Origin of the sequence: Stieleria maiorica (assembly GCF_008035925.1) — a bacterium.
In the GTDB taxonomy this organism is placed as follows: Bacteria; Planctomycetota; Planctomycetia; order Pirellulales; family Pirellulaceae; genus Stieleria; species Stieleria maiorica.
Window position 1 is genome coordinate 9,792,263 of record NZ_CP036264.1, and the last position, 22,191, is coordinate 9,814,453.

General features: G+C 60.1%; 16 protein-coding genes and 1 pseudogene. 8 read left to right on the top strand and 9 right to left on the bottom strand.

Features of this window, described 5'->3' with window-relative positions; all coding sequences use genetic code 11:
* Positions 1–209: 209 nt before the first annotated feature.
* Positions 210–2,534 (bottom strand): FAD-dependent oxidoreductase, encoded by a 2,325-nt coding sequence (locus Mal15_RS33465; protein ID WP_147871703.1) that lies wholly within the window; start codon positions 2,532–2,534, stop codon positions 210–212.
* 338 nt (positions 2,535–2,872) lie between these two features.
* Between Mal15_RS33465 and accD the strand changes: the two genes are divergently transcribed.
* The 3 genes from accD (at position 2,873) to speA (ending at position 6,935) form a co-directional block, all read left to right on the top strand.
* On the top strand, positions 2,873–3,709 hold the full coding sequence (accD, locus tag Mal15_RS33470) for an acetyl-CoA carboxylase, carboxyltransferase subunit beta (RefSeq protein WP_233903190.1): 837 nt from the start codon (positions 2,873–2,875) through the stop codon (positions 3,707–3,709).
* Positions 3,710–3,716: 7 nt separating this feature from the next.
* On the top strand, positions 3,717–4,646 hold the full coding sequence (locus tag Mal15_RS33475; RefSeq protein ID WP_147871705.1) for a serine/threonine protein kinase: 930 nt from the start codon (positions 3,717–3,719) through the stop codon (positions 4,644–4,646).
* Between the two features lie 246 nt (positions 4,647–4,892).
* Entirely contained in the window at positions 4,893–6,935 is a 2,043-nt protein-coding gene (gene speA / locus Mal15_RS33480) for a biosynthetic arginine decarboxylase (RefSeq protein ID WP_147871706.1), read from the top strand.
* Positions 6,936–7,394: 459 nt separating this feature from the next.
* On the opposite strand, the gene mtaB is transcribed toward speA, so the two are convergent.
* Both mtaB and Mal15_RS33490 read right to left on the bottom strand, forming a co-directional pair.
* Positions 7,395–8,699 (bottom strand): tRNA (N(6)-L-threonylcarbamoyladenosine(37)-C(2))-methylthiotransferase MtaB, encoded by a 1,305-nt coding sequence (gene mtaB, locus Mal15_RS33485; protein WP_147871707.1) that lies wholly within the window; start codon positions 8,697–8,699, stop codon positions 7,395–7,397.
* A 3-nt stretch (positions 8,700–8,702) separates the two neighbouring features.
* Positions 8,703–9,038 (bottom strand): ATP-dependent Clp protease adaptor ClpS, encoded by a 336-nt coding sequence (locus tag Mal15_RS33490; RefSeq protein ID WP_147871708.1) that lies wholly within the window; start codon positions 9,036–9,038, stop codon positions 8,703–8,705.
* A gap of 209 nt (positions 9,039–9,247) precedes the next feature.
* Between Mal15_RS33490 and Mal15_RS33495 the strand changes: the two genes are divergently transcribed.
* Together Mal15_RS33495 and serS are read left to right on the top strand one after the other, a co-directional pair.
* Positions 9,248–10,618 (top strand): dipeptidase, encoded by a 1,371-nt coding sequence (locus Mal15_RS33495; RefSeq protein WP_233903601.1) that lies wholly within the window; start codon positions 9,248–9,250, stop codon positions 10,616–10,618.
* 63 nt (positions 10,619–10,681) lie between these two features.
* Entirely contained in the window at positions 10,682–11,956 is a 1,275-nt protein-coding gene (serS, locus tag Mal15_RS33500; protein WP_147871709.1) for a serine--tRNA ligase, read from the top strand.
* A gap of 218 nt (positions 11,957–12,174) precedes the next feature.
* Here serS and Mal15_RS33505 read toward each other — a convergent pair whose 3' ends face one another.
* Complete coding sequence (locus Mal15_RS33505) at positions 12,175–12,798, bottom strand: response regulator transcription factor (protein WP_147871710.1); 624 nt, start codon at positions 12,796–12,798, stop codon at positions 12,175–12,177.
* 93 nt (positions 12,799–12,891) lie between these two features.
* Between Mal15_RS33505 and Mal15_RS33510 the strand changes: the two genes are divergently transcribed.
* Positions 12,892–13,509 carry an ECF-type sigma factor gene (locus tag Mal15_RS33510; protein WP_147871711.1) on the top strand — a complete coding sequence of 206 codons (618 nt, stop codon included), beginning with the start codon at positions 12,892–12,894 and terminating at the stop codon, positions 13,507–13,509.
* A gap of 1,310 nt (positions 13,510–14,819) precedes the next feature.
* A pseudogene (locus Mal15_RS34845) lies at positions 14,820–15,695 on the top strand (serine/threonine protein kinase); the annotation flags it as partial.
* Positions 15,696–15,723: 28 nt separating this feature from the next.
* Here Mal15_RS34845 and Mal15_RS34850 read toward each other — a convergent pair.
* Entirely contained in the window at positions 15,724–16,689 is a 966-nt protein-coding gene (locus Mal15_RS34850; protein ID WP_147871713.1) for an alpha/beta fold hydrolase, read from the bottom strand.
* Between the two features lie 182 nt (positions 16,690–16,871).
* Between Mal15_RS34850 and Mal15_RS33525 the strand changes: the two genes are divergently transcribed.
* The gene (locus tag Mal15_RS33525) at positions 16,872–17,342 is read left to right on the top strand and encodes an FxsA family protein (protein ID WP_147871714.1); all 471 of its coding nucleotides are present in this window, start codon (positions 16,872–16,874) and stop codon (positions 17,340–17,342) included.
* A 1,036-nt stretch (positions 17,343–18,378) separates the two neighbouring features.
* On the opposite strand, the gene Mal15_RS33530 is transcribed toward Mal15_RS33525, so the two are convergent.
* The 4 genes from Mal15_RS33530 to Mal15_RS33545 all read right to left on the bottom strand — a co-directional run bounded on the left by Mal15_RS33530 (position 18,379) and on the right by Mal15_RS33545 (position 22,190).
* On the bottom strand, positions 18,379–19,329 hold the full coding sequence (locus Mal15_RS33530; RefSeq protein ID WP_147871715.1) for a tetratricopeptide repeat protein: 951 nt from the start codon (positions 19,327–19,329) through the stop codon (positions 18,379–18,381).
* Positions 19,330–19,585: 256 nt separating this feature from the next.
* Complete coding sequence (locus Mal15_RS33535) at positions 19,586–20,098, bottom strand: hypothetical protein (RefSeq protein ID WP_147871716.1); 513 nt, start codon at positions 20,096–20,098, stop codon at positions 19,586–19,588.
* Positions 20,099–20,103: 5 nt separating this feature from the next.
* On the bottom strand, positions 20,104–21,588 hold the full coding sequence (gene gspL, locus Mal15_RS33540; protein ID WP_147871717.1) for a type II secretion system protein GspL: 1,485 nt from the start codon (positions 21,586–21,588) through the stop codon (positions 20,104–20,106).
* Positions 21,585–22,190, bottom strand: coding sequence for a hypothetical protein (locus Mal15_RS33545; protein WP_147871718.1), 606 nt, complete (start codon positions 22,188–22,190; stop codon positions 21,585–21,587). Before Mal15_RS33545 ends, gspL begins: the two co-directional genes overlap by 4 nt.
* Between the last annotated feature and the right edge of the window lies 1 nt (position 22,191).

A 22,191-nucleotide genomic window follows, 5' to 3' on the forward strand; every position in this document is an offset into this window, starting at 1 on the left:
TTCCGTGGTCGATTGACGCTGAACCGAAATTAGAACGGGGCGGGGGAAGGCTGACAAGTTTGATCTGGCCGGTTGAGTGAGCCCGTCGTTCCAAGGCTCCGCCTTGGAACGGGATGCCGGTGTGGCTCCGCCACACGCGGTTGACCGACGGGAGGCGGAGCCTCCGAAGTCGTGTGTTCCCAGGCAGAGCTCGGGAGCAAGGGTCTCAATCACTTCGCTTCGATCATTTGGACGGCATCCAGGTGCACCAGTCCGTTCGCCTGATCGGTCAGGATAACGACGTGGATCTCTTGATCTTTGTCGACGTCGATCGTCGCGACCGGCGTGAATTGACGCTCCTCGGTCCCTCGGTAGCTGACGCTTTCACGAACGACCCGATCGCCGATTCGGATTTCGACCGGTGCTTCGGTGGCACGGTTGTTAAAGCGTTCGTCGGCCGGAGCGCACCCGACCAGGATCTGGAATCGGCCGGCCTTGGGGGCCTTGATCGTGTACGTCGCTTGGGCACCGGAGTTGCCGCCGGCGTACTTGTAGCTGTAAGCGACATAGCGGTCGTTTCGGCCGCCGCCGCTGGTCCATTTCCCTGTCAGCTCTGCCTCGCGGTCGTCGATCACGATGCCGTCAAACGACTCCGGGTCTTGACCGGTCATCGGTCCGTACTTGGACGCCCGCGGCAGTGCGCCTTCGTCGATGGTGATCGGTGCCGAGGGGGTGCTGCGGCGAGCCTTGCCCGGCAGTTCGAGCAGTTTCAACAGCTCGTCCAGATGATCATCGTAGACCTCACGCGGCGTGCAGTTGCGGAGGGCACAGATCGACGCCGCTTTGCCGACGACTTCGCCCATCATGCCACAGGTTTTCATCACGCGGACGGTGCCGAGGGCTTCGTGGGTAACGCTGACGTTGCGTCCGGCCATGAACAGGTTGTCGATGTTGCGGCTGTAGAAACAACGGTACGGAACGGGATAGCCGTACGACCGATCGACGCGGCGGTCATGAACGGCGACGCTGATGAACGGGTTGTCGGGATATTTTTTGGCGTACTGTTCTTTGGGATAGTGCAGGTCGATCGACCAGGTGCTGGGGACACAGCCGTCGGGGAAGTCACGTTTGGCGACGATGTCGTCTTGGGTCAGGATGACATCGCCGAGCAAACGATTACTCTCCCGCGGTCCGCCGACATAGGCGACCCAAGTGAGTACGGCGGTCTTGTGATCGGCGGCACCGTCACGGTTTTTCATGGCATTGAACGCACCATAGACGGCACGCAAGTTCCAGTCACGGATCCCCTCGGCGTCGCCCAGCGCGTCTTTGTCGAATCCGCTCTCCCAGAACCATTGACCGTGGTGGTCACGGGGGTAGGGAAAGTCTTGCATTTCCAGATCCAGCGCCCACGGGGTTTCGGGGAACGACTGCGGCGAATCGGTTTCGTCCCAACGCCACATGTTGCTCATCCCCATGCGTCCATCGGGCGCCATGTCACTGTCGGCTCCGACGAATTGGCCCAGCCAGCCGTGGCCGGTGCAGTCGACGAACCGATCGCCGAGCATACGGACCACGGCGCCGGTCTTGGTATTGAGTGCATCGACCGAGACGATGTGATTGTCTTTGACGACGGCGTCAAAGGCGTGGTGATTGAGCCAGAGATCGATTTGGGGTTCGGCGCGGACGACGCGTTCTTTTAACTCGTCGCCGAACTCCTCGTAGCGACCCGGTGACTTGGTCGCTTGGTCGGCGAACTCCTCGATGATCTCGCCGATCCGGGGGAACTTGCCGCGACGGATGTTGCCCATCGCCCACACCCGCACTTCGCTGGAACCGTTGCCGCCCAGCACGCCGCGGTCTTGGATCAATGCCACGCGGCAACCCATCCGTGCGGCGCTGATCGCCGAGCCCATTCCGGCATACCCACCACCGACGACCACCAGATCATACGGGCCACGCTCCAGCGGCTCTTCGGGAAGCCCCAGTTGCTTGCGGCGCCAATCGGTCAACACCTTGTCGGCCGGCGGCGGAGGATCGCCATCGAGCGAGGTGGTCAGGTACAGGCAATCGCAGCGGCCGTCGAATCCGGTCAAGTCCTTCAGGCGGAGCTCGGTTTTGCCCGCGTCCAATTGGATCGTCCCCCCGTCATGCCAGCCCCACGTGGCACCCTCGGTGCCGAACGTCTCCGGTAGCGTCTGGCCGCCGATCAGGACCTGGAATCTGCCGGGATCGCCGGGGGCGTCCCAACGGGCCACCCAATCATAGGTGCGAACCCAAACGCGGTACGTCCCGGCCTGTTGCACATCGATTTGGGTGACCGCGTCATCGACCGGTTTGCCCAGCCCGTGGGCCAGCAAATACGGAGACCCCATTTGTTGAATGAACTGGGTGTCCAGTTTCCACCCGCCAGCATCATCAAAACTCTCGGTTTCGACAAAGATTTCTGCCGCGTGGGCCGATTTCGAGACAATGAACGGCAGACCGACCACCAGGAATGCGGCCAGCAACGCAAAACAACGCGGGCGTCGCACGGGGAGAGGATTGCAACTCATGGTTGTGATTTTGGGGTAGGATCCGGTTGACAACGGGATGGGGAATACGGGAGTGCAGCATACATCGGTTCCCGGCGGCTACACCCCGGCGCGGGCGTCGATTCGCGAGAATTTGGGGATCTCCACGAGAGCGAGAAATCACGCCGCCACAGCGACCGCCAGTGGTCGCGGCGGTGGATTACATTTAGGGGCTGAGAAAAACGGCATGATCAGCTAAACTACGCGGCGAGCCAGGACGCAAAGCCGGCCGCTCGTCACCACATTCCACTGCAAACCGATCGCCCAAAACGCTTCGATTCTTTCGCATGGACACCCTCGAATCTCAGCCCAATTCTACCATGCCCGAACCTAGCGATTCCCCCCAGGGTCCACCGAAAAAACGGGGCGTTCCAGAAGGATTGTGGCTGAAGTGCCCTGGTTGCGGGACCAGTGTTTACAAGAAGGAAGTCGAACAGCGGCTCAACGTGTGCCCCAAGTGCGAGCACCATTTCTACGTCTCGGCGGCCGATCGGATCACCCAGGTGGTCGACGAAGGCACGTTCGAAGCGATGTACGAACACCTGCAGCCGACCGACCCGCTGGAGTTTTCCGACCGCAAGCGGTACGCCGAACGTCTGGTCGGCGAACAGAAGCGAACGGGACTGTCCGACGCCGCGATCACCGGTGTGGGGATGATTCGGGCACGACGCGTCGCATTGGCGGTGACCGACAGCGCGTTCATCATGGGCAGCATGGGTTCGGTCGTGGGTGAACGTTTGGCCCGGTTGATCGAACACGCGACCGCGCAAGACTTGCCGTTGATCATCATCAGCGCCAGCGGTGGCGGTGCCCGGATGCACGAAGGCATCCTGTCGCTGATGCAAATGGCCAAGGTCAGCGCCGCGCTGGCACGTTACGACAGCGCGGGCGGCTTGTTCATCAGCGTCCTGACCAACCCGACGATGGGCGGTGTCGCCGCCAGTTTCGCCTCGCTGGGCGATCTGGTCTTTGCCGAACCCAAAGCCCTGATCGGATTCGCCGGCCCCCGTACCATCAAAGCAACCATCGGAATCGAATTGCCCGAAGGATTTCAGACCAGCGAGTTCTTGTTGGAGCACGGTTACATCGATCGAATCGTCCCGCGAAAACACCTGAAAACTGAAATCGCCCGCGCGATCGACTATTGCGGAAAGTAGGGCCTCCATGGGGATTTTTGATTCCGTCAAATCGATGCTCGGCGGCAGCAGCAGTGGCAAGAGCACCGGGCGTATTGATATCCAGAAGCGTTTTACGCTCGAGCGGACCGCCTTCACCGGCACGATGGCCAAGTTCGTCGTCGCCAAGGACCATGAACATGGCGGCCGCATGGTCGGGATCAAGATTCTTGACCCGGAAAAGGTCGAGTTGTTTGAAAGCCGATTTCGCCACTTGAAAAAACCCTCCGAGGGCGAGATCGCGCTAAAAATGCATCACCCCAACGTCGTCGAAACCTACGAAGTGGGCGTTTCGACCAAAGGGGAACCGATCCTGATCATGGAGTTCGTCGCCGGCCCCAGCATGCAAAACATCATCGTCCAGCGGCAAGAACAGCACGTCGCCGGAAAACGGATGATGCTGATGCGTTCGATGTGCGAAGCGCTCAAGTACGTGCACAATCAAGGCTTCATTCACCGCGACATTTGCCCCCGCAACTTCATCCTGTTGCCGGAGTCCAAAGACGTCAAACTGATCGACTTCGGATTGACCCTGCCGGCGACACCACCCTTCATGGTGCCCGGCAATCGCACCGGCACGCCGCTTTACATGTCGCCCGAAATCGTCCGGCGGCGTGCGACCGACAAACGCGTCGACCTGTTCTCGCTGGGCGTGACGTTCTATTGCTTGATCACCTTCGCCCATCCCTGGCAGGGGGACGTCGTCAGCGGACGGGCCGCACTGCACCACGACACCTCGCCCCCAAAACCGCTGATCGACGTCTGCCCCAACGTCGACCCCTCCCTGGCCCGCAGCGTGATGCAGCTGATGCACCCCAAGGTCGAGGAGCGAACCCCGACGATCGAACAGTTCATCCAGCGGATCGCAAAAGTCCAAAGTGTCTACAAAGACGGGGCGCCGAGTCCCGAGTTGAGCTGACAAGCCGACTCGAATCTACTACGCTTTGTCAGCGTCAAATTTTGGGGTTGCGTTTATCGAGCGGAAAAGGGGTCAGGTAACAAAAACCAAATGGCCCGAAGGGTGCTTCGCATTTTTGGTACCTGACCCCTTTTCCGCGGCACCCTAAGTTTAAGCGTTGACGAAGCACTAGTGCTTTGGTGTTGATTCACTTTCCAATCCAGGCCTCGAATCCAACGAGGCGACTAATGTTGAGGCAATCAAGCGTTGAAGCAAGATTCTCGGGATCGCTGGACGATCCAAAATTCGGTAGCAGAGTACGGTGTCGATCGCTGGGGCGACGGTTATTTCAACGTCTCCGACCAGGGCACGGTGGTCGTTTCCCCCTCGCGAGATGGACAAACGTCAATCGACTTGAAGGCGCTCGTCGACCAGCTCGGCGACCGTGGACTCAGTCTGCCCATCCTGCTCCGTTTCAACGGCATCTTGCGCGACCGGCTGCACCATCTGCACGATTGCTTTGCCCAGGCGATCGAAGAGAACGGTTACCAGAACCGCTATCGCTGTGTGTTCCCGATCAAGGTCAATCAACAGCGCGAAGTCGTCCAGCAGATCGTCGCCGAAGGCGCCCCGCTGGGTTTCGGCGTCGAAGCGGGCAGCAAGCCCGAATTGCTGGCCGCGATCGCGATGAGCGACGCCTCGGTCCCGATCGTCTGCAACGGTTTTAAAGACGAGGAGTACATCCGTCTGGCGATGATGGCCCAGCGGCTGGGGCGAACCATTTTCCCGGTCGTCGAAAAGGCCAGCGAACTGGATCTGATCTTCCGCGTCGCCTCGGCCGTGGGCGTGCGACCGACGATCGGCATGCGGGTCAAACTGGCTACCCGCGGCAGCGGCCGATGGCAAGCCAGCGGCGGTTACCGCAGCAAGTTCGGGCTGACCGTTGCCGAGGTCTTGGCGTCGCTGGATCGCATGATCGAAATGGGTTTTGCCGACTGCTTCCAACTGTTGCACTTTCACGTCGGCAGCCAGATCGGAAACATTCGGCAGCTGAAGTCGGCGATCCTGGAGGCGGCTCAGATCTACGTCGACCTGCAGCGCCGCGGTGCTGCGATGGGCTACCTGGACGTCGGTGGCGGATTGGGCGTCGATTACGACGGCACCCAGACCGACAGCCAATCGAGCATGAACTACACGATTCAAGAGTACGCCAACGACGTCGTCTACCACGTGCAAAGCGTTTGCGACGAAGCCGGCGTCCCGCACCCGCAGCTGATTTCCGAAAGCGGACGTGCCGTCGCCGCCCACCACAGCATCCTGGTGATGGAAACGCTTGGTGTCACCAAACAAGGCAACACCGAACTGCCAGATTGGGCCAGTTCGCCTGGCAACGGAGGGCCGCCGTCGGAAGGACCGCCGGAAGATTACGAACAACCGGTCCGTGACCTGTGGGACGCCTACACCAATCTGACGTCCGACAACATGATGGAGAAGTTCCACGATGCCCAGTTAACACTGGACATGTGCATGAACCTGTTCAGCGGCGGGTATCTGCCATTGGAACAGCGTGTCGCCGCAGAAAACCTGTACTTTGCCCTCTGCCATCGCGTCCGCGAACTGGCCAAGGCCGAAGGCGATTTGCCGGCCGAGCTGGAGCATCTCGATCGGATGCTGTCGGACATTTACTTCGTCAACTTTTCGCTGTTTCAATCGATGCCCGATGCCTGGGCGATCGACCAGTTGTTCCCGATCATGCCGATCCACCGGCTGGACGAACGACCGACACGACATGCCGTCTTGGGCGACATCACTTGTGACAGTGACGGCAAAGTCGATTCGTTTGTCTCGGAAAACGACTGCTGCGATACGCTGCTGCTGCATCCGCCCGAAGACGGCAAACCGTACCAGTTGGCGGTGTTCATGGTCGGGGCCTATCAAGAGATTCTCGGCGATCTGCACAACCTGTTCGGCGATACCCACGCGGTGCACGTCGAATGCGAGGGATCGACGGTCAAGATCCGCTCGATCGTCAAGGGCGACACCGTTTCGGAAGTCCTCGGCTACGTCCAATACGACGACCGCGAATTGCTGGACAACATCGGCCATACGGTCGAAGAAGCGATCGCCCAAGAGCGAATCGATCACCAGCAAGCCGGCCGAATCGTCGCGGCATTTGAAAAAGCGCTCGCCGGATACACCTACCTGGAAGCGACCGGAAAAGACGCCCCGATGGAGGACTTCGAAGTGCCGGTGCGATTCGTCGACACCCAAGAGGACACGTCGCCGATCGGGCAGCAAAGCTCGACGTAGGACATATTGTCTTTCGCAGCTACCTTCGCCAGAAGGTGGTTCATGACACGAGTGACATCAGCCGATTCGCGCAAGCGTTCGGGCCCCGGCGTCGATGGAGGCCCGTAGGCTGACGCCCAATGCCGCCTACTCGATGAGCCGACGGCGCTAGCCGCGGGCCTTGGATTGCCATTCGTGACTTGCAAGGCCCGAGGCTAGCGCCTACGGCTCAGCTGGTGATCGAGTGACATCAGCCGATTCGCGCAAGCGTTCGGGCCCCGGCGTCGATGGAGGCCCGTAGGCTGACGCCCAATGCCGCCTACTCGATGAGCCGACGGCGCTAGCCGCGGGCCTTGGATTTCCTTTCGAGACTTGTTAGGCCCGAGGCTAGCGCCTACGGCTCAGTTTGTGATCGAAAGGAACGAGTCGCTTGCGACGTCCGCGTTCTAGCGAACGCAGCGACGTAAAACGGCGACGTCGCTACGCCGAAACGAGCAACCGCTCTTCGTCGGTGCGGGTGACTTTGGCGGTCACCAGATCGCCCGTCGCGATGCCGGAATCGTCACTGACCCATTCGGCCGGTGCGTAGCGACAGGTGGTTCCGCGTAACAACCGCGCTGGCGACGCGCCGTGATCCAACGTGACCAGATCACGCTGCGATTCGACCAACACTTGCACGGACTCGCCGACCAGACTGGCAAAGTAGTCTCGGCGAAGTTCCGATTCGAGTTCGGCGAGTTGTTGAACGCGTTGGCTCTTCAGATCACCCGGCAATTGGTCGGGCATCTCGGCGGCCGGCGTGCCCCGGCGTGCGCTGAAGGGAAAGGCATGGATTTTGGAGAACCCGGCGCTGCGACAGGTTTGCAGGGTCTGTTCGAATTCGGCATCGGTTTCGCCGGGGAATCCGACAATGATGTCGGTCGTGATCGCGGGCTTGTTCAGCGCCGCCTCCAGCTTTCGGCAGCGGTCCAAGAACATCCGTGTGCCCCAGCGCCGGCGCATCCGCCGCAACACCGAGTCGCTTCCCGATTGCAGACACAGATGCACGTGAGGCACCAGCCGATCGGAATACTCGGTCATCACGTCGATCAGACTGCGCGTCACCTCGGTCGCTTCGATGCTGGACAAACGGATGCGGAAATCACCGGGCAACTGGCACAACTGCCGAACCAGATCCGACAGCCGCGTCCATTCTTCGCGCGGTTTGTTGCGATTCCAATCGACGCCATAGTGGCCCAGATGGATGCCGGTCAACACGACTTCGCGATGGCCGGCGTCGGTCAATCGACGGACTTCGTCGACGATGTGTTGCAGCGGTCGCGACGAGAGTTTTGGCCGCACGTGGGGAATGATGCAGTAACTGCAACGCAACAAACAACCGTCTTGCACTTTGACGTACGCACGATGCCGTCCGGAAAAACCGTCCAGCCCGGTGGGGACGTCGACGACGCCGAACCGCGACATCAGATCGGGCAGCTCGCGTTTGTCGGTCACCACTTCGGCCACCCCGGGAAGCTTGGCAACTTCCTCGGGAGCTCGTGTGGCATAACAACCCATCACGACGATCCGAGCGTCGGGGTTGTCGCGGGCCATGCGGCGAATCACTTGCCGGCTTTTGACGTCACCTTGATTGGTCACCGTGCAGGTGTTGACGATACAGACGTCGGCCTGGTCTCCATCGGCGCAGTCCTGAAAACCGACCCGCTGCAGGCCCTGTCGAACGAGTTCGGTTTCGTACTGATTGACTTTGCAGCCCAGGGTGGTGACGCGTAACTTTGCCGACATGCTCTAGCTAGCCGGTTCGATGGTCGCACTCATGCTGCCTTTGCAGCGCGGAATCAAATCGTCTTTGCCATAGGCATGGATTTGGTCGCGTTTCAATTCGGCGTGTTCCATGGTGGTGGTCAGACAAATCGCTTTGCCGGAACAGTCGACTTGGGTCGCGATCTCGAATCCTTTTTCGACCGGATATCGAAACAGCTTCCGCATCATCATCACGACGTACTGGTAGCTATGGTCGGAATCATCCCAAAGAATGACGTTGTAGCGAGGCTGTTTTTTGGGCTTCTTTTGCTGTTCTTTTTCGACGGCCGGTTCGGCAACCATGACTTGCTTGTCTGACATTTTCGAAAACTGCTCCGTCGTGGTAACGCTGGGCCAGTGGCGACGCCCACTGTTGTTACGATTGCACGGCCCCTATTGTAGCGCGGTTGTAGAGCCGAAGGCAGACCCGATTTTAACGGTTTTTCCCACTTTTCACCCCCAGAATCTGAGTCATTGTTGTGTCTCCACCCCGCGAAAACGCCGCCCCAGGGCCGCTGGACGATACGTCACTGAACCAGCTGATCGAATCCCTTGACGCCGACCGCAACGGGCTTTTAGACGACCTTATCGACTGGTTAAGGATCCCCAGCGTCAGCAGCGACAGCCGTCTGCGCGCAGAAGTTCGCCGCGCCTGTGATTGGGTCGGCGAGAAATTCGCTGCCGCCGGCTTGTCCGTCGAAACGATCCCGACCCAAGGACATCCGATGGTGGTTGCCCAAACGGCGCCGGTGGCGGGAGCACCGGTCGTGCTGGTCTACGGCCACTATGACGTCCAGCCCGCCGAACCGCTGGAGGACTGGGTCAGCGGTCCATTCGAACCGACGGTGCGCGGCGGCGACCTGTTCGCCCGCGGCGCGACCGATGACAAGGGTCAAGTCCTGACGCACATCCAAAGCGTTTGCCGCTGGTTGTCGGCCGGTCACGACTTGCCGCTGCAGATCAAGTTTCTGATCGAAGGCGAGGAGGAAGTCGGCAGCGAAAACCTGGAACGGATGCTGCCGGAGTTGGCCGAGAAACTCGCTTGCGATTGCGTCGTCATCAGCGACAGCAGCCAGTACGCCGACGGGCAACCGGCAATCACCTATGGATTGCGCGGGATCGCCACGTATGAATTGACCGTCCGCGGACCGAGCCAGGACCTGCACAGCGGATCGTTCGGCGGAGCGGTGATGAACCCCGCGATCGCGCTTTGCAAAATGCTCTCCTCGATGGTCGACGAAAACGGCGTGATCCAAGTTCCGGGCTACTACGATCGGGTGCAGCCGCTGACCGAAGCCGAACGCCAACAATGGGCCCAGCTGCCGCAATCGGACGCAGCGTTCGCCGCAAGTGTCGGAGTGAAAGAACTGTTCGGGGAACAGGGTTACACGACCGACGAGCGACGTTGGGCGCGACCGACGTTCGACATCAACGGGCTGACATCGGGCCATCAAGGCGAAGGCGTCAAGACCATCATCCCGGCGATCGCATCGGCCAAAATCAGTTTTCGACTGGTCGCCGACCAAGACCCCAAGGAACTGACCGAGCAATTGAGGCAGCATTTTGACGCCGTCACCCCGACCGGTGTGACCTGGGAATTAGAAACCGATCACGGGGCGCCGGGCATGTTAGCCAAGATCGACACGCCCTTCGCCAAGGCCGCCGAAATCGCCATCGATGCCGCCTTCGGTACCAAGCCGGTGTTCATCCGCGAAGGCGGCTCGATTCCGATCGTGACGCGGTTTCAAGAGGTGCTCGGCTGCGATTGTCTGCTGCTCGGCTGGGGGCTTTCCGACGATAACACGCATAGCCCCAATGAAAAATTCCGTGTCCAGGATTACCATCGCGGCATCCAGGCTTCCACCCGACTTTGGAACGAAATCGCCAAACAAGTGGGATAGGCTTCCAGCCCGTCCCACGAAGATTCTCACAGCGAACGAACCTTCCCCACCACACAACTCATCATGCTTGATCGGAAATTCATCCTCCAAAATGCTGAACTGGTCCGCGAGAACTGTGAGCGCCGCGGCGTGCCCTGTGACGTCGATCGCATCGTCGAATTGGACGCCCAACGCGTCACCCAGCTTCAACTCGCCCAAGACCTCAACCGCCAAGCCAACGAGGTCAGCAAGCAGATCCCCAAGGCATCCGATAACGACCAGCGACAAGAGCTGATCGCCAAGGGACGCGAACTGCGAGAGCAGAAGGACGCCGCCCAAAAACAGTGCGACGAATTGGAAGACCAAATCCTGGCCATCCAAACGCTGATCCCCAACCTGACCCACCCCGACGCACCGACCGGTGGCGAGGACGACGCCAAAGAGCTGTCTTTCGGTGCGACGCCGAAACCGGAATTCGACTTCAAACCGCTCGATCACTTGCAGCTCGGCGAGAAGCACGACCTGTTCGACTTCGAAGGCGGGGCACGGGTCGCCGGTGCCGGGTTCTATTTCCTTCGCAACGCCGCCGTCCGCTTGGACCTGGCACTGCAACAGTTCGCGATCTCGTTCCTTTCCGATCGAGGCTTCACGCCGGTTTCGACGCCCGACCTGGCGCTGACCAGCGTGCTGCAGGGAACCGGGTTCAACCCCCGCGGCCCCGAGACCCAGATCTACAGCATCGAAAACACCGAACTGAACCTGGTCGCCACGGCGGAGATCACGCTGGGCGGGATGATGAGCGATCAGACGCTCGCCGATACCGAATTGCCGATCAAACTGTGCGGGCTGAGTCACTGTTTTCGCACCGAAGCCGGCGCCGCCGGACGGGCATCCAAGGGACTCTATCGCGTGCATCAATTCACCAAGGTCGAAATGTTCGCGTTCACCCTGCCCGATCAAAGTGACGCGATGCACGAAGAGATGAAGTCGCTGGAGTGTGAGTTGTTCGACGCCTTGGAAGTCCCCTACCGCGTCGTCGACACCGCCAGCGGCGACCTCGGCGGCCCGGCCTATCGCAAGTACGACTTGGAAGCCTGGATGCCGGGACGCGGCGACGGCGGCGAGTGGGGCGAGGTGACCAGCACCAGCAACTGCACCGACTATCAAGCGCGTCGATTGAACACCCGTTACAAGGTGACCGGCGAAAAAGGCACCAAGTTCCTTCACACGCTCAACGGCACCGCGGTCGCAACCGGACGCGCCATGATCGCCGTGATCGAAAACCACCAACGCGCCGACGGCAGCATCGCGGTCCCCAAAGTCCTGCAACCCTGGATGGGCTGCGACGTGATCGGGTGACCAAGGCGGAAGCCGCGGGCAGTTGCACGACGCCCTTTCTAGGTCGTCGCAAACAAGAGCTGTACGACGTCCTTTCCAGGTCGTCGCGCTGAGCCCCACGGGCGACGGCCCGGAAGGGCCATCGTACCCCAAGATAAGCATCGCCCTAAGCAGGGCGGCCAAAGCCTGCACACCAACACGGACGCCCGTGCCATTTTTTCCGACTCCCTTACCGCAATTCAGCGATCCCCACCGCGGCGCTCGGTCTCGACCACCATTCGTACAAGCTGTGCGATGGATTTTGTGCCGGTCTTTCTGAAAATGTGATGCCGCCGCGCCTCGACCGTTCGAATGCTCAGATCCAGTCGATTGGCGATCGCCTTGTTCGGGTGTCCTTGGACCAGCAGATCAAAAACGTCACGCTCTTTGGAGGTCAGTTTTGCCAAACGCATGCCGATCGCTGCATGCTTCGCATCCATCCGCCGAACTCGTTTTGCATGCGCCAGCGCATGTTGGATGGAATCCCACAACGCTTGCTCGCTGACCGGTTTTTCCAGAACGGTGATCGCACCTTGCTTCATCGCCCGCACCGCGAAGGCGATTTCTGCATGTGCGGAAACGAAAATGATCGGCAAGGAAATGCCCTCGTCAACCAATCGATTCTGCAGCTCGATTCCGCTGATTCCCAGCAACCTGAATTCCGCGATGATGCACCCCGGCGTGCGGCGCGTGTATGCTTCTACAAAGTCCTCGGCGCTTGTGTAGTTCCGGAAATCGAGGTTCATTTGATCCGCGATCCGGCCGACGATCCGCCGGGCCAAAGGATCCGGGTCGATCAAAAACAGGGTGGTCGTCTCGGGCATCAAGCGAAGTTCTCTGGATGGATCGTGTTTGGACAGAACGGGACGTCGCAGAACGAAGGCCTGGGTTGACGCCGTTAACGCGACAGATCCACTTTGAATGAGTCATCGGTTCACGGATTTTTTTCGAAAAGCCCCCATGACGACGCCGACGCCGTCCCCACCGAACTTCTGCAACGCGTTTCCGGCGGCGAGCGACGGGCAGCCGACGACTTGTTGGAATTGGTCTACGAAGATTTTCGCTCGATCGCGGCAGCCTATTTGCGACACGAACCCAACGACGCGACGCTGCAGCCGACGGCGCTGGTCCACGAAGCGTTCTTGCGACTGATCGATCAAAAGCAGGTCCAGTGGCAGGGGCGCACCCATTTTCTGGCGATCGGTGCAAAAGCCATGCGCCGCGTCCTGGTCGACAACGCACGTCGCCGAAATCGCAAAAAGCGAGGCGGAGCCGCCAAAAGGATTTCGTTCCAAGGCCAACTGTTTCTTTCTCCGGACCACGATCACGACCTGATCGCCGTCGACCAGCTGTTGGCGGAGCTTCAGGAGATCGATGCCCGGCAGGCGCAAATCGTCGAGCTGCGTTTCTTCGGCGGAATGACCAGCGCAGAGGTCGCCGAGTACCTGAATCTTTCCAAGTCGACCGTCGATCGTGAATGGCGCGTCGTCCGCGCCTGGCTGCGTCAGCAACTCAACGAGGACGACCAGACGTGACGCCGAACCAATACGGCCGAGTCAAAGAGCTGTTTCTCCGGGTGGTCGATCTGGATCGGGAAGAACGTGAACGTGTCTTGGAAGACGTTTGCGGCAACGAGCCCGAACTTCGCAACGCGGTTGATGCGTTGCTGGAGCATGATGATTCGCGGACCCTCATTCGATCCGCCGACACAACCGTTGCTGATTTCCAGCCGAAGGTGCTGACCGCCTCCAAGAGAAACGTGATCGGCATCGGGGTAGAGCGTTGGTGGCAGTTTTCGCATGGTCTTGGCCGCCAAGGTCAACTGGCCCTGGGCGGATTGATCTCGTGCTTGGCCCTTGCGCTGATCGGTTATCTTGTCCAACGATACATCGAAACGTTGCGAAAGGAGATCCGCCGCGAAACCCTGAATGAAATCGTCGACAGCAACGTCTTGGCCTTGAGAACATGGCTTGATCACGAAATTGAAAAGGCGGAATCCTGGGCCCGCAGCGGCCATCTTCGCCAGTCCGTTGGCGACCTGGTCACCCTCACCCGCGACGCCGACGATCTGTCCCAAACCCCCGGTGCGGCGCCGATTCGTTTGCAGATTCACCGCGAACTCACGGCCCTGGCCGGACGCGAGGAACAATTCACGATTTGGGATCAGCGCTACCGTCTGATCGTCGAATCAACCTCTGACGGCGGACGCATCGGTCAGAACGCAACGCCGTGGGGAGCCAGCATTCTGGCGTCGGTGTTCGAAGGACACTCCGAGCTCGCGCCGCTGGAGCGGGATCATTCGATCGCCAAGCTGGACGAGAGCACGGTGTTCCATCCACATCTGGCGATCGTGACGCCACTGTGCGACGCCGACGGCCGCATCATTGCCGCGCTGCAGATACACGACTCGAAAAGCAAAGAGAAATCGAAGCAGATCACGCGTGCGTTCCGCTTGGGAGAATCGGGTGAGACCTACATCTTTAACCGCGACGGCCAACTGCTGACGACCAGCCGATTCGATCGTCAACTTGAACAAGCCGGATTGATCCCGACAGCAACTGACCAGAGCGTTCGAAACATTTTCCTTCGTGACCCGGGCGGAAATACCACGGCGGGCTATCGGTTCGAACAACCCGCCGAGGCGCTTCCGCTGACAAAGATGGCCCGGATGTGTCTCTCCGGAAACGACGGCTGTGACGTCGACGGTTATCGTGACTATCGCGGTGTCACCGTCGTCGGCGCTTGGCGTTGGATGGAAGATCTCCAGGTGGGTGTCGCGACCGAATTTGATGTCGATGAAGTCGATCCATCAGCGCGCGTCACACGCGTTTTTGCCTTGGCTGTCATGGTTCAATCGGCGCTCTGCTTGTGCATCGCCGCCGGCTCGTACTATTCCATCCATCGCCTCCGTCATCGTTTCGGCGAAGACCAGAAACTGGGTCAGTACCGACTGGAAAAGCAGATCGGTGAGGGAGGGATGGGCAAGGTGTTCAAAGCACAGCATGAGCTCTTGAAACGCCCCACGGCCATCAAGTTGCTCAAACCCCAATTTAGCGATCAGGAAAGCATTGCCAGATTTCAGCGCGAAGCACAATCGGCCAGCCAGTTGGAGCACGTGAACACCGTCCGCGTTTTAGACTATGGCGTCTCCGAGGAGCGGATCTTTTATCTGGTGATGGAATACATCGACGGATTAACGCTCTCTCGCCTGGTGGATCTTGAAAACGCGATCGAGCCGTCCCGCGTTATCTTCTTGCTGCGACAGGTACTCTATTCACTCCGCGAAGCCCACCATGCCGGACTGGTGCATCGTGATTTGAAACCCGGCAACGTGATGATTTGTGTACGTGGCGGGACCTCCGATGTCGTGAAGGTCCTTGACTTTGGGCTTGCCAAGCCGATTCACACCACCAGTTCACAGGCGATCACAGCGAGTAATCTGGTGGCGGGGACACCGCAGTATCTGGCACCGGAACGGCTTCACGATCCGGGGACCAACGATCCGCGATCCGATCTGTTTTCGTTCGGTGCGGTGGCGTTTTTTCTGCTCACCGGACGCAACGCAGTCAGCGGGCAATCGATTGCCGAAATCCTGCACCAGCTTGCCAATGTTCCGCCGTCGCGGCCGAGCGAGCACACCGACCGATCGATCCCACCGGCACTGGACGATCTGGTCTTTCGCTGTTTGTCAAAAGACCCGAACGACCGCCCGGGTTCGGCTCAACAGATCATCGATCAACTCGACCGCATCAGTGACCTACCGGAATGGTCCGAGGCCCAGGCGGACCGGTGGTGGGCCAAGTACCGTCAAGCGATTCGGGGTTCAGATCCAAATGACGGGCCACCTGCGATGCCGGTCGAACTGCCATGATTGTACGGCTCATCCAACCGGCCAGATGGTCTGCCACGTGTTCAGCATCGACGTCGTGCAGCAGATCATGACGTCCGCCGGGCCAGCGGACAAACTCCGACCACCCGCGCATTCGCAGTGACAGGTTGCGACAGGCGGCTTGATCGATCAATTCGTCTTCGTCACCCAACATCACCACCGTCGGTGTCTTGATCGCGGCTGCGTGATCGAGTGCGAAGCGGCCTTGTGCCAACAGTTGAGTCGCCAGATACAGCGAGATCTGGCTGTGTTGCAGCGGGTCTGTCCGCAGACGTTCGGCCACGTCGTGATCACGGGTCAACTGATCCATCCGTGGTGGTTTGGAGAGTCGGATCCAGCGAAACAGTTGTCCCGTTCCCCAGGCCGCGAAAATCTTGGATCGATCCAGGAAACTCGGCGGCATCAACATCGGAGCGACCAAGACCAATCCGGATAAATCCGGTGTTCCGATCGCGTCGAACTCTTCGTGACGCAGCGCGTAGTTGACCGCGAAGTTGCCTCCCATGGAGTGGCCGATCAACACCTGATCTTTTTCGGCAAACGACTCCCACAGCAGCTTTCGCGAGGCGGCGATGATCTGCAGCACGCTGTCGTAACTTTTGGCCGTCCCGCGTCTTCCCGGCGAGCGTCCGTGGCCGGGCAGATCGACCGCAAATACGGCCCAGCCGCGTCGCAGCATCCGCTTGGCAAAGGAAACATGGCGCCCGCCATGGTCCCCCAGTCCGTGGACCAAAATCATCACCCCGCGCTCGGTGCCGTCGCCACGATGCCACAGCCGGGCGTACAAATCTTCCGCACCGGGAACAGTCATCGATTGGTCAATCATGATCGTCTCCTGATGGAAATCGGGTTGGGGTGTGACGGAAAGTCGTTTGGAAATCGGGCAAATGGCACGGAATTCGCCTTGAAGGCAAATCGACAACGGCCGACGGTCACGATGGCACTCCACCGGTCCGGTTTGCCGCGTGTTTGCCAGGCTCCATTCTCCGCCAATTGTAGGCGATTTCGATGCTACTTCGACTGCTTCTTGTGTTCGTCACCGTCCCGCTGGTCGAACTGTACCTGTTGTTGCAGGTGGCCGAGGTGACGGGGGCCGCGACGACGTTCTTGCTGGTCATCATCACCGGCATTATCGGCTCTTGGCTGGCCAAACGTGAGGGGCTGATCGCCTGGCAGAAGTTTCAATTGGCATTGGCCGAGGGGCGGATGCCCAGTCGCGAGATCCAGGACGGGCTGATGATCGTGTTTTCGGCCGCGCTGTTGCTGACCCCCGGATTGCTGACCGACCTCGTCGGATTCGTGATGCTGGTTCCGGTGGGCCGAAATTTGATCCGCAAGTTTGTGCTCGCCAAACTGTTCCGCGGCTTCGGATCGGTACACGTTCACACCACCACCACCTTTGATAGCAAACCACTGCATCCCTTTGACGACAGCAACACGATCGACGGCAAAGCCACCCACCGCGAGCACGCGAGATAGGCACCTAGCCCGCCACGCCTCCCTCACCGGGGACAGACCCCGATCCACCGGGGACAGACCCTGGATCAAAGACGAAACAGCCCACGGATGGCAAGGCGTACCCACGGATACCTGACTGCATGACATCCGTGGGTTTAGTTCCGGGTCCGCCGGCGGGATCCACGGGGGACAGACCTCGGTCATGATCCACCACGGGGACAGACCCCGACCGGTCCCACTGGGGACAGACCCCGGTCAGACCAGACCATTTGCTTGCAAGCCTGCTGGGGACGGTCATCGCCGGGGACAGACCCTGGATCAAAGACGAAGCAGCCCACGGATGGCAAGACGTACCCACGGATACCTGACTGCATGACATCCGTGGGTACGCGCTGCCATCCGTGGGTTTAGTTCCGGGTCCGCCGGCGGGATCCACGGGGGACAGACCCCGGTCATGATCCAACACGGGGACAGACCCCGACCGGTCCCACTGGGGACAGACCCCGGTCAGACCAGACCATTTGCTTGCAAGCCTGCTGGGGACGGTCATCGCCGGGGACAGACCCTGGATCAAAGACGAAGCAGCCCACGGATGGCAAGACGTACCCACGGATACCTGACTGCATGACATCCGTGGGTACGCGCTGCCATCCGTGGGTTTAGTTCCGGGTCCGCCGGCGGGATCCACGGGGGACAGACCCCGGTCATGATCCAACACGGGGACAGACCCCGACCGGTCCCACTGGGGACAGACCCCGGTCAGACCAGACCATTTGCTTGCAAGCCTGCTGGGGACGGTCATCGCCGGGGACAGACCCTGGATCAAAGACGAAGCAGCCCACGGATGGCAAGGCGTACCCACGGATACCTGACTGCATGACATCCGTGGGTACGCGCTGCCATCCGTGGGTTTAGTTCCGGATCCGCCGGCGGGATCCACGGGGGACAGACCCCGGTCATGATCCAACACGGGGACAGACCCCGACCGGGCCAATGCTAGCAAGGATCCAGATTGATAGTGCCCTGTCCCCGATCAGTCATTGTGCCATGTCCCCGATCAGTCATTTCCGGTCAGGTCTTCGACGACGCTTTCTTCGAGTGACGATGGTTTGACGGCGGTTGGTGCTGGTGGAGAGGGAGGTCTGGACGGCAGATCGGGAATCGGATCGACCATTGGGGCTTGGAGGGGGGCGATCGGTGGTGGGACATCGGGGAGATCGTCCTCGTCGGGTCGATCGTCGCCCCGCGGTTCGGCGATCGGTTGCTCGGCTGAGGCGGGCATGACGGGCGTTAAGTCAATGATTTTTGTTCTCAGCTTCGTCCGGTCGGGCTCATTCGCCTCGTTGACCGTCGCTTCCAGATCGGGCGCTGCGGGCCCGCGATCTAAGGCGTCGTTGTGGGAAAGGGCCAGTTGTGTGTCCGCCCAACGCCGCCAATCGGGCCGCGTTTCGATCAGCGCCAAGTCCCGCAATTGCTGAACCAGTAACTCGTCGTGCTCGCCCATCCGAACTCGCAATCGCACCAAATTGCCCAAATAATGAGGATTCGCACGATCCATTGCATTGGCGGTGTAATAAAGCTCCAGCGCCTCGCCGGTCCGCCCGGCCGATTCGAGTGCCAAGGCCAGGTTGTAGACCACCGCCGGGTCATTCGGCAGGAATTCTCGCGCCTGCTCAAACGCCATCACGGCCTGGTACAAGTTGCCTTGCTCGTAATGCAACAGTCCCAAATTGTTGTGGGCCGGGCCATACGTGTAATCCGCCGCCACCGCCTCGCGAAAGTGTTTGGCGGCCTGATTAAAATGCTGCTTGCCGAGCGATCGAATTCCCGCGTACGTCAGACGATTGGCGCGTTCGGTATCCCGCTTCGTCTGGACCGAAATGATCGATTGATTGCTGCTTTGCAGCGACGAACATCCGATGGGCAGCAGACAGACGAAGAGAAAGATCCCGGAGAAAACCGAGAGTTGGTGCAGACGGGCCACAGCTCGCGCAGCAGACAGCGCCATCAGCCGCAATCGATCGCTACGAACTCCATTTCGACGCATCCCAATTCCACTCTATGCTCTTTTCATGCAAAAGTATTCGGTCGCCCGCGGAAAGGGGCGTCAGACGCGAACGGCACAGGCACCGGAAAAAACAATTTCAACAGCCGATGGATGTTCGCCTGGAGGCGCACACTGTCGCTGCAATGCAGCGACCGGGAATCGCCTAAAGGCTAAACACCAACACTCATGCCCTGCCACTCGAACCGCCGAGACACTTTCACGTGTCGCTTTTCGGTGAAAAGATGATTTGGGTCAAGGTCAGCTGAGAATTCCAGGTCTCGCGCGAACCCGATTGACGTGGATCAAACAGCTGTAAATCTCGCACCAAACTGCCGGTCGATTCGTCTTTGAGCGCATCACAGAACGACACGATCTGCTCCACCGTCGCCGCGTTGAGCTTGATCTCCACCCGGCGAAGCTTGAAGTCTGTCTGCCCGATCCGCTGCGGCTCGCTAGGCGTCTGATTCGCTAGCAAATCGGTTGACAGCTTGGCTTGCTGTAGCGCCGCATTGATTCGATCCAGGATTTGATTGGGTTCTTCGAGCTCCAGTGCCGCGACACGCGGCGCATCGGCAACTTGTTCCATCTCCCCAAGCTTCTGTCGCAACTCTTCCAAATCTCGCCGATCCAATTCCAGTCGCTCAGCCGCCGCCCACGTGTCGACGACACTCGACGCGGCGTACAACCCGACCAGAATGATCGCAGCACCGACCAGAATTCGTCGTGTCATCGCGTTCATGAATCGACTCCTTCATCAGCGTCGATCGGCGTTGGCTTCCAAACCGCCGACAGGGTCGATTGATATGTCGGAATCGGTTCATCCTTGCTGGGATCGATCTGGTCGGATGCCGGCGGTGCGACCTGAAAGCCGACCGTTTCCAGCGATTGTGCGATCGTCCCGATTTGAACGGCGTCGACGGCGCGAACGGTCAACGAGCAATCTCCGTCAACGATCTTGACATCGATCACGCGAAACCGGGCTGCACCGACTTGCTGTGCATGCCGCAGCCCCCGGTACAGTTCGCGCAGGACGGTCGTCGCGGCCACGGGCAAGCGGATCGCATCTCCACGGCCGCGCGATCCCAACGTCTTGCGATGTTCATTTCGCACCGTCCGCATCAGCAAGACGGGAACACGACGCTGTGGAAAGGATTCGGCAAACAGCGCCCGTTGCTGCTGACGAAGCGATTCAGATCGCTCGGCCAACCGCCCACCGCGATACCAGGATGCGATCAGAAGAACCATCAAGCAGCACGCGGCGGCGATCGCCAGTCGTCGCAACGGAGCGGCAACGGCCCTGAGCGGATCACTCGGTGCCAAGTCCCCGCGTCGCAGATCCGGCCAGCGTCCCCAGCGGCCGCCCAAGACAAGCCCGGCACCTTCGGCCGCAAGTTGGATGACATCACGATCACACCGCTCCACCTGTCCGACCGGTTGAAACGTCAACTCAGATCGCCCCAGAACAATTGTCGTTTGCGATGATTCGCTCGGTTCGGCGACGACGGCTTGATGTCGCGCAAGTTCGTCGTCACCGCCACAGAACTTTCGCCACTGATAGACCCCGTCCGCGTCGACCGATACCGATTCAGACGCCGCATCGCCGAGGATCAACGCGGTGTACGGAGACGCGGTCGGACGGCCGCGCTGAAGCGTCCTGGCGACCAGAAAGGTCGTCGGCAGAATCGCAACGACATCGATGCCCGCTGCTTCCAAAGCATCAACCATCTTTCGATGCCGCCGGGTTTCGATTGCAATCGCCGCGATCTGACCGGCGGATGGTCGAACAAAGTAGTCGGCGACCATCGATTCGGCGTCGAGCGGAAAATGTCGCTCCAATTCAAAGGTCACGGCGTCGCGATCTTTGGCATCGATCCCGGCGGGTAAGTCATCGTAAACGAAAAAGCACTCTCCGGCAGGCAACCCGAGCACACATCGTTTTTCGGCGCCGCGCACATCGTCACACAAGCGGGCAAAGCTTGCCGCGGCGACTTCCGGCGACGACTCCGCATCAAGTTCGACAGGCTCCGCTCCGACCTGCAGGAACCATCCCGATTCGGTCTGCGCGAGCAGTCCACCGCCATCGATACAAAACCGATCGGTCGAGGATTCACTGGCGCGACCAGAACCGTGTGGGTTCATCGGCGTCGCTTGCCGCGACCGTGCTTCGTCGCTTTGGGCTTCATCGCGTTCGGCTGCATCGTCTTCGGCCGAGCCGGTCATCGGTTGCGTCTCCGGTTCTGCCGATCGGCATTGGCTCCACCGCCGGGCTGAAAGGTTGGTTGCAACCGCAGCGTCGATTCGGTTCCGCGCAGCTCCAAGGTGACCTTTTGAGAATCGATTTTTCGCACCAGTACACCTGCCGGAGACAATTCGACGACCTCGCCGGCGGCCCGGATGTCCGTTTTGCCCGATGCATCAGTCAAGATCGCGACACTGCGATCGGCGTCGATGATCGTCCCGGTCAACGTCCAGTCCAGTCGCGGTGCCCTGGGCGCAGGCGGATTGCGGACGACCACGGGTTGGGGCTTGGGTTGTGGTTTGGGCGGAGGCGGTTTGGGGGGATCGTAAAGCGGCTGCAGCAATTTCAACGACAGGACGTCCCCCGTCACGGCGCTGCCAGCCGATGGTTTCTCGGCTGATCGCAGTTCTGCGTTTCGATTTCGCTGAGCATCAAGCGCCGCGTTCGGCGGTTCCAACACCGTGACCGCTGGCGGATCGGAGGCCCCGATGTCACCGAGCGACCAGACGACGCCACCGGCCGCAAAGGCCACCAGGCCTGCGGTCAACGTGTTCAACAATCGTCGCTGGGCCGTGACATCCATC